Annotated in this window: 10 protein-coding genes; 2 read left to right on the top strand and 8 right to left on the bottom strand. The window is 39.0% G+C overall.

Annotated elements, in window-relative coordinates; genetic code table 11:
- Positions 1-98 precede the first annotated feature (98 nt).
- The 8 genes from IC572_RS03565 to IC572_RS03530 form a co-directional block, all read right to left on the bottom strand.
- On the bottom strand, positions 99-668 hold the full coding sequence (locus IC572_RS03565) for an outer membrane beta-barrel protein (RefSeq protein WP_187855098.1): 570 nt from the start codon (positions 666-668) through the stop codon (positions 99-101).
- Positions 665-3,751 (bottom strand): efflux RND transporter permease subunit HefC, encoded by a 3,087-nt coding sequence (hefC, locus tag IC572_RS03560; RefSeq protein ID WP_187855097.1) that lies wholly within the window; start codon positions 3,749-3,751, stop codon positions 665-667. Before hefC ends, IC572_RS03565 begins: the two co-directional genes overlap by 4 nt.
- A 12-nt stretch (positions 3,752-3,763) precedes the next feature.
- Positions 3,764-4,468, bottom strand: coding sequence for an efflux RND transporter periplasmic adaptor subunit HefB (gene hefB, locus IC572_RS03555; RefSeq protein WP_000619670.1), 705 nt, complete (start codon positions 4,466-4,468; stop codon positions 3,764-3,766).
- Between the two features lie 10 nt (positions 4,469-4,478).
- Complete coding sequence (gene hefA, locus IC572_RS03550; RefSeq protein WP_187855096.1) at positions 4,479-5,912, bottom strand: efflux RND transporter outer membrane subunit HefA; 1,434 nt, start codon at positions 5,910-5,912, stop codon at positions 4,479-4,481.
- A gap of 10 nt (positions 5,913-5,922) precedes the next feature.
- Positions 5,923-6,942: a uroporphyrinogen decarboxylase gene (gene hemE / locus IC572_RS03545; protein WP_187855095.1), complete on the bottom strand. Its 1,020-nt coding sequence runs from the start codon at positions 6,940-6,942 to the stop codon at positions 5,923-5,925.
- A 68-nt stretch (positions 6,943-7,010) separates the two neighbouring features.
- The gene (locus tag IC572_RS03540; RefSeq protein WP_187855094.1) at positions 7,011-7,628 is read right to left on the bottom strand and encodes a hypothetical protein; all 618 of its coding nucleotides are present in this window, start codon (positions 7,626-7,628) and stop codon (positions 7,011-7,013) included.
- Positions 7,625-8,281: a 3-methyladenine DNA glycosylase gene (locus IC572_RS03535; protein ID WP_187855093.1), complete on the bottom strand. Its 657-nt coding sequence runs from the start codon at positions 8,279-8,281 to the stop codon at positions 7,625-7,627. Before IC572_RS03535 ends, IC572_RS03540 begins: the two co-directional genes overlap by 4 nt.
- A 117-nt stretch (positions 8,282-8,398) precedes the next feature.
- On the bottom strand, positions 8,399-9,931 hold the full coding sequence (locus IC572_RS03530) for a flagellin A (RefSeq protein ID WP_000885496.1): 1,533 nt from the start codon (positions 9,929-9,931) through the stop codon (positions 8,399-8,401).
- 163 nt (positions 9,932-10,094) lie between these two features.
- Here IC572_RS03530 and IC572_RS03525 point away from each other — a divergent pair, with 163 nt between their 5' ends.
- Entirely contained in the window at positions 10,095-11,876 is a 1,782-nt protein-coding gene (locus IC572_RS03525) for an ATP-binding cassette domain-containing protein (RefSeq protein WP_187855092.1), read from the top strand.
- A 71-nt stretch (positions 11,877-11,947) separates the two neighbouring features.
- Positions 11,948-13,249, top strand: coding sequence for a chemotaxis chemoreceptor TlpD (tlpD, locus tag IC572_RS03520; RefSeq protein WP_187855091.1), 1,302 nt, complete (start codon positions 11,948-11,950; stop codon positions 13,247-13,249).
- Positions 13,250-13,259 lie beyond the last annotated feature (10 nt).

Raw genomic sequence — 13,259 nt, 5'->3', positions numbered from 1 at the left:
ATATTAACTAAAAGAAAACAAAACAAATCCTTTTATATGTTAGCAAACAATCTCATTATAAAAACCATCAGTTAGTTACTTTCTGTAATACACCTCCTTTAAAAAGCGTAACTATAACTCGCATGGATAAAAACGCTCTCTAAAAAATAAGGATTTTTAAAAGAATTTCTGGTCTTTGAAAAAGGGATTTTAGCCCCAAGCTCTATGCGGTGATGGCGATCGATCGTGCTGCCAAGCCCCACATTAAACAAGCCGTTATACCCCATAAACGAACTATTTTTCATACCTAAATGGTTATTTTGATAAAAATACCCTATCCCAAGCCCCCCATACACCCCAAAGCTGTATTTTTTGTAAGTGTAAAAATCGCTTAACACATCAATATTTAAGCTCAATAAAGAAGTGTTAATCGTGTGCAGTGCGGTGGGTTTGATCGCCATAAGGTAGGAAAATTCACCCCTTAGCGCTAGAGCTTTAAAAAAAGCGAATTGATACCCCCCTTTAGCCCCCCATAAAAAAGCCGTATAAGAAGAATCGCTAGCCGGTTTTGGGGTTATTTTAATAGGGGCTAAACCCACCATAGCCCCAAAATAAATATGACTTTTTTTAGGCTCAAACGCCCCTAACAAGCCCATCCATAGAGCCAAAATGAAAACAATCTTTTTCATTCTAAAGCCTTTTGGTTTTGATAAAACCGCTTGATTTTATCGTCTATGGGAGCGAGCAAACGATAAAACACCGGCACAATCAGTAAGCTTAACACCATAGAAATCATCAAGCCCCCACTCATCGCAATCCCTATAGGGGATTTCATCGCCGCTCCATCCCCACTCGCCAACGCTAAAGGCAGCATGCCACAAACCATCGCAATGGTCGTCATTAAAATCGGTCTTAGACGGGTTTTGCCGGCAAATAAAATGGCCTCTTGGATATTCAAACCTTTTTTACGCTCTTCATTCGCCACATCAATTAAAAGCGTGGCGTTTTTACCCACCATACCAATGAGCAAGATCAAGCCTATCATAGAGAACATGCTCAAAGGCTGATGCACTAAACCCAGAGCAAAAAACGCCCCTGAAAAGCTTAAAGGCATGGTAACCATGATGATAAAAGGCTCTAAAATGGACTCATACAACGCCGCTAAAATCATATAAATCAGCACAAACGCTGTCGCTAAAGCGACTAAAAACTCCCCATTGCTCTCTTTAGCGTTATCCGCTTCTCCGGTAAATCTGTAATTCGCCCCTTCAACCAGCCATTCTTTCGTGTTCTTGCTCACTTGCGTTAAAATTTCGCCTAAAGAAACGCCCGCATTCCTATTAGGCTCAGCAAGCACCGTAACGCTGCGTTGGCGGTTATAGCGAGAAATGCTAGACGGGCTTTTAGTTTCTGTGATTTCCACTAAAGCGTCTAAAAACATCAATTTATCGTATTTGTTACGCACTTGCAAGCGTTTGATGTCTTCTACAGAAACGCGCTTGTCATCAGGCACTCTAATGATCATGTCGTATTCTTTGCCATCTTCTTTGAACACGCTCGCTTGAGAAGTCCCAGAGAAAGCAGAGCTCACCACTGAGCCAATGGTTTGAGCGCTCACGCCGTATTTGTTAGCGTTTTGTCTTAAGATTTTCAGTTGCAATTGCGGTTGCGATTCGCTCGTGCTTGTATGGTAGCTTTCAACCTTGCCTTTTAATTCAGGGCTTTCTAATAAGAATTTTCTCAAATTCTCCACGCTTTTATCCACCGCTTCTTGAGAATGGGAAAACACAAAGGTTTGGAAGGGCGAACTATCCCCACCGCCCCCTATAAGAGCAACTTCAGAAAGATTAATAGTATCTAAACCTTTAGCTTCAGGCAAGCTTCTCAACTCTTTCCTTAAAGCGCGCATCAACTCAAATTGCCCCAATTGGTGTTCTTTTTTACGCTCTTTTAAAGGCTTGAGTTGCACAAAAATCTTAGCCTTAAAAGGGTTTTGTGTGGTGCCATAACCCACTTGCAAAGTGGTAAATTCCACTTCATCATGTTTTTCAATCGCTTTTTGAAAGATCTTACTCTTTTGTGTCATGTAATCTATACTCACGCCCGGTTTAGCCTTAAGCCACACTAAAAACCTCCCCCTATCTTCTTTCAGCATGAAATCCATACCCAATTTGGAAGCCACAAAAAGCGAACCCACAAACACCAAAACCACCGCTATAAAGATGATGAGCTTGTGGTTTAATACCCATTGGAGTAATTTGGTATAACGAGACTCTAAAGCCTTAAAAAAAGGCTCACTCCACACGTAAAAACGAGAGTGCCTGGGATTGACCACGACTGAGCTTACCATGGGGATAATCGTAACGACCACCACATACGATAGAGCGATCGCTAAAGCCACCGTGATCCCAAAGCTTTGAAAAAAGCGCCCGATAATGCCTTTCATGTTCCCTATAGGCACAAACACAGAGAGCAGCATCGCTGAAATCGCTACTAGAGCAAAACCAATTTCCCTCACCCCCTCATAGCTCGCTTTGCGTTTGCTCATGCCCATTTCTAGCTTTTTATGGATGTTTTCAATCACCACGATCGCATCATCAATGATGATCCCTATCGCTAGCGTTAAAGCCACCATGGTGAGCATGTTTAATGAAAAGCCCATCCATTGAATGAGCGCAAAAGTCCCCATGATAGAAATAGGGATAGAGATCGCTGAAACAAGGGTGATCGTGCCGTTACGCAAGAACGCAAACACCACTAAAACCGCTAAAATCGCCCCTAAAATCAAGTCAAATTTCACATCTTCAATAGAGGTGCGGATATAGCCCGTGGTGTCTAAAAAGGGTCTGATTTCATAGCTAGGGCTAATGGCTTGAATGTGTTTTAAAGCTTCATACACCCTATCCACGATTTCAATTTCATTCGCTCCGGCAATCTTTTGGATTTCTAAAATCACACCGGGTTTGTCTTTAAAGCTCGCAAAAGTGTTGTCTTCTTCCAAGCCGATTTCAATCTTTGCAATATCGCCAAGGCGCACATGATTACCCACTTGAATCTTTTCCACATCCGCAACGCTATAACTATTCGCATTCACTAAGATAGACAATTCCCTTTGGCTATTGACAATGCGCCCGCCATCAATTTCCACATTCTCCGCTTTAAGCGTGCTGAAAAGATCCGCATAAGTCAAGTTGTATTTATTCATCAAAGTGGGATCGGCATAAATCCTAATCTGGCGCTCCCTAAAGCCGTTAAGCTGCACGCCCCCCACCCCATTGATTTTTTGGAGCATGGGCTTAATGGTGTTTTTAGCGTAATCATTAAGGGTTGTAGCCGGCACGCTTGAACTGCTCACAAACAATGAAATAATGGCTTGGCTGTCGGTATCAAATTTATTGATAGAGGGTTTTTTAATGTTGGAGTCATCAAAACGCACCGAAGAAATTTTATTCATCACATCGTTTAGGGCTTCTTCATTAGGTTTTTCTAGCTCAAATTCAATGACAACAATACTCACATTTTTAGAACTCGTAGAAGTAACCTTTTTGATCCCATCAATCCCCATCACCGCTTCTTCAATCTTATCGGTTACCTTACTCTCTATGATTTCAGCGCTAGCCCCAGGATAAGTCGTAGTAACCACCACTGTAGGCAAATCAATTTTAGGGAAAAGCGCCACGCTCAATTTTTTAAACCCCATCACCCCAAAAAAGACAATCGCCAAAGCAAACATTAAGGTCGTAATAGGACGATTAATCGCTGTTTTATACATCAAAATATCCTATTATTTCGTTTGAATAAACCCATCGCCAAAAAGCCCCACTGCCATAGGCTTAGACAAAAGGGCTTCAGCGCTCACTTTTCTGGTGTTTTCATCAACCGTGGGGTAAATCTTAGTGATTTTAGCTTCATGTTGATTAGAATCCCCGTCTATAGAATAAGTGTAAGTATCCCCCACTTTGACTGCATTAATATATTTAGAATCAAATTCAATAACCAATTTCCTAGCATGGCTGACTAGTCTCAATAACACCGTGTTATTCGCGCTCACCCCTTCGCCCACTTGAATGTTTTTACTCGCTATCACGCCATCAAAAGGGGCTCTTAAAATGGTTTTATTCAATACCGCAATAGAATAAGCGTAATCCGATTCCAAACGCCTGTAAGTGAACTCATAACCCTCTAGAGTGTTTTTATCCACAGCACCCCCAATTTTGCTGTATCGTTGGTATTGCTTTTTAGCGAAAATGAGTTGTTGCTCGGTAGAATCGCTTTGAGCCTGTTTGTCTTGATTATACAAAAGCAACAAAACATCGCCCTTTTTGACCACGCTCCCCTCAGTAACCTTAATGCTATCCACAATCCCTGTGCTGTCTAAGGTGAGCTTGGAATCTTGCATCGCTTTCACATTGAAAATCGCATACACTCTTTCGCCAGCTTCCATGCTCAAAAAACTCAAAAAAAGTCCTATTAAAATTTTTCGTATCATTTTCATTCCCTTAATGCACATAGTCGTCTATTTTATGCCCGCTGTTGAAAATGTAATTGGCTTTTTGCACTTCATAATTGTTGAGCGCTAAATTGTAAGCCACTTCTGCATCAAAGCGCGTGGTTAAGCCCCTTAAATAGGTGGTGAAATCCACTAAATTAGCGTCGTATTTCCTTTTAATATTGGCAAAAGAAAGATTGGCCGCATCCAAACTAGCCTTTGAAGATTCAATCTTGGCTCTGGCAATATCAAGCGATTTTCTGTAAAGCTGTTCGTCTTTTTCTTGCTCCAATTTTTTATACGCTAAATTCTTTTCATTCGCTAATTGGCCTAGCATGATGGATTGTTTTTGCAAGCTCAAGCCTATATCATCAAAAATATTCAAAGTCGCAGTAACCCCAGCCGTATTTTGCTGACCGGGGTAGAAATTCCCAAAACGCCCTGTGGCATAAGCGGGTTTTTGGATCCAAAAAAGCCATGAGTCAAACACATCTATCTTGGGGTAATAATTGAGTTGCTTGTTTTGGTATCTGAGTGCGGAAATCTGCTCCCTTAAAGAAACCAAATCCTGCCTTTCTCTTAATTGCAAATTAGGCGCATCAATCGTGGTCTTTTTCAAATTTTTCACACTGAGATTGGTGAGGTATTCTAAAGTCAAGCGGTTTTGCTCCAAAGCAAATTGCATGTCCAAAATATCGTATTCGCTCAAATTCCCTTGCGCTTTTAGGCTTTGCAAATCATCAATCGTGGTCAGCCCTTTGTCATAGAGTTTGGTAACCCTTTTAATGTCCGTTTTGATTTGCTCTAATTTCTTTTGCAAAGCGATCATGCGAGCGAGATTGTTAAAATACTCGTAGTATTGTTGCACCACTTGCAAATACACGCTCTGGCGACTATATTCTAAATTAGCCACATTGGAGCGGTAAGTCGCAGACTTTTCTTTGACATTATTCACATTGCTAAAGCCATTAAACACATTCAATGTGACTTGAGCTTGGAGTTGTTGGGTGTTATAATGCTTAAATTCTGGGGTATCCCTGTTTTCATTTTTAAAGTTATAACTCGCGTTCAAAGTGGGCAAAAACATCGCTTTGGCGATGGTGTGGTTTTTCATCGCTTGCTTGACACTGAGCTCTTGCGCTTGCAAACTGAGGTTAGTGGTAGCCCCCTTTAGCAATTCATAAAGCCCCAAAGCGGCCTTATCGCTTTTTTCATGGTATTTAGCGATCTCTTGATTGATCGTGGTCGCTGTTTCTTTAGGCGAGGGTAAAAAACCCGGTGTCGCTTCTAAAGAACTTGTCGGCGGATCAATGAGTTTTAAATTCTTATGGCTATAATTGTTAAGGATTTGCTTGATTTCATCAGGGGTTTTAGAGGGGGTTTGCGCTAGAGTTAAAGTAACACACAAACCTAATAAGCCCATGCATCTTATAATAGTTTTCATCAAGCCCCCCTTATCGCCTGGTTTTATCATGCACTAATTGCACTAAATATTTTGCGTTTTCTCTGGGCAAATCCGGCAGCATCCCATGCCCTAAATTGAAAATATGCCCTTGATTGCCCATGACTTTTAAAATCTTTTCAACGCCTTCTTCTAAAGCGTTTTTATCATAAAGGCGGGTGGGTTCTAAATTCCCTTGCAAAACATACTTACCGCCTAAAATCTTTTTTGCCGCTTCTAAAGGCGTGCCCCAATCCACGCCAAACACATCAAACTCCCCATCTATGCTATCCAAATAAGCGCCAATCCCTTTAGGGAAAAGGATAACTGGGATATGTGCATAGCGTTTTTTAAGCTCTTTAGAGATTTTTTTCAAATAATCCCAACTGAATTTCAAATACGCTTCTTTTTCTAAAGCGCTAGCCCATGAGTCAAAGATCATCACCGCATTGACCCCTGCTTGGATTTGAAGGCTCAAATACTCTATCAACTCAAGGCTTAATTTTTCTAAAAGCGCTTTTAAAACTTCAGGCTCGCTATAAAGCATTTTCTTGCTTTTGGCATACGATTTGCTCCCCTCACCTTCTATCATGTAAGTCGCTAAAGTCCAAGGCGATCCGCAAAAACCGATTAACGCTTTCTCTTTAGAGAGTTTTTGGCGCGTTTGAGAAATCGTATCATAGACATAGTTTAGCTGTTTATAAGCCCCTACTTTTAGGCTTTCCACGCTTTTTAAATCCGTAATCGTCTCTAAAAAATGCGGCCCCTTTTTGGGGATAAACTCCAAATTCAAGCCCATTTCCAAAGGCACTACTAAAATATCGCTAAATAAAATAGCCGCATCCACGCCTAAAATCTCTACCGGCTGTAAGGTAACTTCTGTAGCTAGATCGCTATTTTGACACAATTCCAAGAAACTCCCCGCTTTTTTACGACTCTCTTGGTATTCGCTAAGGTAACGCCCCGCTTGCCTCATCATCCAAATGGGTGTGTAAGGCGTTTCCTTTCTAAAACATGCATCAATGAAAATCATCATAAATCCTTAAAGGTTTGTCTAATTATTGTTTTTATACTCTATAGTTAGTTTTTAAAATGAGTATTTTACCCTAAAAATCTAGTAAAATCATAAAAAGTGAAAGTGATACCAATAGAATAAATATTCAATCGTGGCGTGCCGAAAGCCTTAGAAAATTTGCTTTGGATGAAATAAAAAGGGATACCGCCCCTTGCTTCTATACTCAAGCCAAAATTTTTAGCCGCATTGAAAAACAAACCCACGCTCCCCACTGCTGATTGGATATTGAATTGATACTTATCAATCTTAGCCCCTAAAATTTGAAGCTGATAGCCTAATGCAATTTTAGGGATAACCCACCCCTTAAAAAGCCTAACCCCAGCGACTAGCCCAGCGCTCATGAAATACGAATCGCCCATTCCTGCATCCAAATACCCCCCTAATAAAGCGTTCTTTTTTAAAACAAACCCTGCTTGAAAGCCTAAAGAAGCGTCATGGTAAATTTTATCCATTAAAATAGGCGGGCGGTTTTTAGGGCGAATAGGGGATCTTTTAGTCGTCTCTGCATGCTGATAAAGATAGCCGATTTTAAAAGAGCCAAAATATTTTTTAGTAGGCTCTAAAGGTTTGAAAAAATTCCAATCCTTTTTGGCCAGTAAAACGCCTTTTAAAAGGCTTAAGATTAAGAAAAATCTAAAAATCAAAGCTTTAATTCCAATTTTTGTTTGGAAAACTCTACAATCTTTCCATGGAATCTCGCATAAAGTTGCGCTAAAGGAATGGTGTTTTCATAAAGCGCTAAGGCGGCATTTAAATTCTCTTGAACGCCTTTTTCAAAAAAATGTTGCAATTCATCATAATCTTCTATCTCTATGCCTAATTTTTTTAAAAAAAGATAGGTGTATTTATCCACCACCATCACTTCTTTAGCGCACGCATAGCATAAAATCGCATCCGCACTTTCTTTGCCAACGCCCTTTTGATCTAAAAGCCACTCTCTGGTTACTTCTTGTTTAAAATTTTCAAAACTTTGAAAGTCTTTTAAAATATTCTTGCTCAAATCAATCAGTCGTTTGGCTTTTTGGTTATAAAACCCGCTAGGGCGGACACACTCTGCAAGCTTTGAAAACTCTATATAAGCGATTTTTTTAAGATTGATTTCATCATCATTTTCTAAAATGAAAGCGTTTTTTAGATTTTCTAAAGATTTCACAACGGCTTCAAATTTAGTGTTTTGCGTCAAAACCGCTCCTAATAAAGCTTCAAATTTCAAAGCGTTAGGCCACCACCAACTAGGGGCGTTTTTCAATAAATCCAAGCTCTTTAAAGCCTTTAAAATCTCAAAACTATCTAACACAATAACCGCCTGTAATAAAAAGAAATAAAAAAGAATATTTTATTAAAAAAGAAGCAAAAATTAAAGCGAAAAGCCAACGCTTGAAGCGTTAGCCCCATACAAACACCTTTCTTAAAACTAAGTTAAAAGCCTTAAGATATTTTGTTGAACGGTGTTGGCTTGACTCATCGCATAGCTGCCTGATTGCGCCAAAATGTTGTTTTTATTGAAATTCGCACTCTCTTCAGCGAAATCCACATCCCTGATTTGAGATTCAGCCGCTTTAACATTCACTTGAGTGATACTGATGTTATTCACGGTGCTAATCATTTGATTTTGCACAGAACCTAAATCAGAGCGGACTTTATCCAACATTTTCATCGCAGACTCGGCAATATCAATCACCACCATCGCGCCTCTTAAGGTTGTAACCCCAGATCCCAAGCTTTGGTTACCGCTAGCGATGACAGCGTTATAGTTCGCGCCACTCGCTGATTTGACATTAGCGTTAAAATTCCCGGTAACATCGCGCAAATTCACCGTGGTTTCTGCCACTTGAGATTCCCCAAAACCAATCGCTGTGAAGCCTAAATGCTGCGAGTCAGAAGCCGAAACCACATTGATGCTCTTAGCGTCTAATCGTGTGAGAGAAAGCCTTCCGTAGTTAGTAGAACCTTTTGTTAAATCCTGACCGCCATTGACCATCGTTAAAGCGCTAGGCCCGTTACTGACGCTATCGGTTTTGATTTCAATCCCACGGCCATCTATACTGCGCAAATTCAAGCGCCCTTTTTGATCCGTATAAGCTTCCACGCCGGTTTCTGAAGTAACCGCATTGATCGCTGCGACTAACCTTCCGTCTGAGTCATTTTTCTTAATATCTGCGATATTACCCAAATGGATCCCATTTAAGGTTAAATTACTCAAACTTCCTGACTGGACCGCCACATCGCTCGTGGTGATAACGCTCGCATAAGCTTTAACGCCTGTTCGGTTAGAGTTTTTGTTAATCACTTCTGCCAACACGCCGATCCCTGTACCTGCTGAACTAGAGACTTTCACGCTCTCTAAAGTTACATCATTCACGCCATCCACTTGTTTAAAAGTCAAGCTAATATCCCCAGAAGCCGTGATTAACGCGCCTGTAGCGATACGAACCTGACCGATTTTATCTGAAGTGGTAGAGCCGATAGAAGCCTTAATGCTTTGGTTAGAATAAGCCCCTACTTGGAATTCTTTGTTAGTGAATTGACCAGACAATAACGCTTGCCCGTTATAAGTAGTCGTATTACCGATGTTGTCTAAACCTTGAATCAAACGAACGATGTCAGATTGAATCGCTTTACGAGATTCGGTAGTTTGCCCGTCTTGAGCCGCTTGAGTCGCTTTAACCTTAACGGTGTCTAAGATTTTCAACTGCTCATCCATAGCCTTATCTGCAACCTGGATAATCCCCATGCCGTCATTTGTGTTGGCAATCGCTTGACCCAAACTGCTCGCTTGTGAACGCAAAGAATCCGCCACCGTCATGCCTGATGCGTCATCAGCCGCTTTGTTAATCCTTAAACCTGAACTCAATCGCTCCAATGAAGTTTTAAGCGCGTTTTGAGTGAGTGCGGATTGCACATGTGCATTCATCGCATTGATATTTGTATTGACCTGAAAAGCCATTGTTGTAACTCCTTGTTATAAAAAACCCAAAGGCATCCTTGCTTTTGGTTGGAACTATTATCGGTTAAAGTTTGAAATTTTAAAGGGCTTTATTTTAAAAGCAAAATTTAAAGGAGCATGAAAATGGGCTATAATAAAGAAAATTTATACCAAATCTTATTGAATGCAAACACCAATGGATACCATAAAAAACATTCCATTAAGGACTTTTATTTTACTCTATAAAAGCTCACCAAAATGTGTTGTGTTGGCATCAATTACAGTGCTATTTATCGGCATTATTCCATCTCTAAATATTCTTGTTATGATAAGATTGATTGATATTGTGGTAAACCTATTGCAAAATCATACGCATTTTGAATACAGCTTGCTGTTACCAACTTTGCTACTATTGGGAGCTTTGCTGTTTTTGACGCATGTGTTCTCAGGAATTTCATCAAGCTTACAAACCATTATTGCCGAACAATTTTCTATAAACATCACCACTCAGCTTGCTAATAAACTCACAAAAGTTAAAAATCTAAATTTTTTTGAAAACAAAGATCACACTATTAAGCTTAACGCTATTCATAACGGTCTATACATCCGTCCACTAAATTATGTCAGTAATCTATTTTTTAACTTGCAACGCATTATAGGGCTTGTGAGTCTGTTTGGGATATTATTTTCTATTAGTATTTATCTACCCTTTATAATGATTTTTGCAACAGTTCCTTGCATGTTTATCACTAATCATATAGCAAAAAAACATAGCGCTTCCATAGATAAACTTCAAGACCAAAAAGAGAGCATGCAAAATTACCTATACTCTGGACTAGATACCCAAAAGAACAAGGACAACCTATTATTTAGTTTTGTATTCAATTTTTATCATAAATTTATTGAAAACAAAGAATTATATATCAATCATTTTGTAAAAATCGCCCAAAAAAACTTAATGCTTACTATATATGCTGATATTTTAACAACCATTCTAAGTGTCGCATTATTCTTCTTAATGGTTTTTATTATCCTTTCAAAATCCATTGGTGTGGGGGCAATTGCTGGGTATATCCAAGCATTTAGCTCTACTGAGCAGCAACTACAAGATTTGTCGTTTTATGGAAAGTGGTTTTTTACTATCAATAAATATTTTGAAAATTATTTTTATATATTAGATTACAAAACACCAAAACTAGAATCACAAATCAAATTAGAAGAAAAAATCCATAGCATTACATTTGAAAACATTAGTTTTTCTTATTCTAATTCAAAACCTATTTTTGAAAATTTTAATCTTTCTTTAAGCACTAACAAAATTTATGCACTAGTCGGTAGGAATGCTAGCGGAAAAAGCACGCTGATTAATTTATTGTTAGGTTTTTATACCCCAAATTCAGGTCAAATTATCATTAATAACAAATACCCACTACAAGACTTGGAACTAAATAGCTACCATCAACAAATGAGCGCTATATTCCAAGATTTTTCTCTTTATGCTGGGTATAGCATTAATGATAATCTTTTTATGCAAAACAATATCACTAAAGAGCAATTAAAACAAAAAAGAGAAATACTAAAATCTTTTGATGAGAATTTTCAAAATTGTCTTAATGATTGCAACAACACACTATTTGGAGCGCAATATAATGGGGTAGATTTTTCTTTAGGTCAAAAGCAACGCATAGCTACCATAAGAGCCTTTTTAAAACCAAGTAATTGCATTGTTTTAGATGAGCCAAGCAGCGCCATCGATCCCATTATGGAAAAAGAGTTTTTAGATTTTATTTTTAAAAAATCGCAATCTAAGATGGCTTTAATTATTACACACCGCATGAATAGTGTCAAACAAGCTGATGAAATTATTGTGTTAGACAAAGGCAAACTTATAGAACAGGGCAACTTTGAAACCCTTATAAAGAAACAGGGCTTATTTTACGAATTGTTTTTGAAGCAACAATACTAGCGAGCGGTTAAAATGTTTGGTAATTTTGGGTATAATCTCAAAAGATTCAAATTTAAATAAGGAATGCCACCATGTTTGGGAATAAGCAGTTACAGCTTCAAATCAGTCAAAAAGATTCTGAAATTACGGAGTTAAAAAAGGAAGTCAATCTCTATCAAAGCCTTTTAAATTTGTGCTTGCATGAGGGTTTTGTGGGTATTAAAAACAATAAAGTCGTTTTTAAGAGTGGGAATCTTGCAGGCTTAAACAATCTAGAAGAGCAGAGCGTTCATTTTAAAGAAAACGCAGAGAGCGTTAATTTACAAGGGGTTTCTTATTCTTTAAAAAGCCAAAATATTGATGGCGTGCAGTATTTTTCGTTGGCTAAAAAAACAGGTTGTGTGGGGGAATACCATAAAAATGATTTGTTTAAGACTTTTTGCGCGAGCTTAAAAGAGGGCTTAGAGAATGCGCAAGAGAGCATGCAGTATTTCCATCAAGAAACAGGCTTGCTCTTGAATGCGGCTAAAAATGGCGAAGCGCATTCTACTGAAGGATTAGGGACCGTTAATAAAACGGGTCAAGACATTGAATCGCTTTATGAAAAGATGCAAAACGCCACTTCGTTGGCGGACTCTCTAAACCAACGGAGCAATGAAATCACTCAAGTCATTTCTTTGATTGATGATATTGCAGAACAAACCAATCTCTTAGCCCTAAACGCCGCTATTGAGGCCGCACGAGCGGGCGAGCATGGGAGAGGTTTTGCGGTGGTGGCTGATGAGGTGAGAAAGCTCGCTGAAAAAACCCAAAAAGCCACTAAAGAAATCGCCGTTGTGGTTAAAAGCATGCAACAAGAAGCGAACGATATTCAAACCAACACCCACGATATTAATTCTATTGTAGGCTCTATTAAGGGCGATGTGGAAGAGCTTAAATCCACCGTAAAAAATAACATGATTGTCGCGCAAGCCGCAAAATACACCATCTACAATGTCAATAACCGGGTGTTTTGCGGTCTAGCCAAACTCGATCATGTGGTCTTTAAAAACAATCTTTATGGCATGGTCTTTGGTCTCAACTCCTTTGATATTACTAGCCATAAAAATTGCCGCTTAGGCAAATGGTATTATGAGGGTGCGGGCAAAGAGAATTTTTCCAACACTTCAGGCTATAGAGCTTTAGAGAGCCACCATGCGAGCGTGCATGCTGAAGCTAATGATTTGGTTAAAGCCGTTCAAGAAGACCACATTACCGATTCAAAATACCTAGAGCATAAAGTGCATTTAATGGAAGATAGCGCTAAGCATGTCAAAGAAAATATTGATAAGATGTTTTATGAAAAACAAGATGAACTCAATAAAATCATTGAAAAAATCCAAAAAGGCGAATGATTCCATTCAA

Source organism: Helicobacter pylori, assembly GCF_014496485.1.
GTDB classification, from domain to species: Bacteria; Campylobacterota; Campylobacteria; order Campylobacterales; family Helicobacteraceae; genus Helicobacter; species Helicobacter pylori_DD.
The sequence above is the reverse complement of the archived record's forward strand: the minus strand, read 5'-3'. Positions and strand labels throughout refer to the sequence as shown.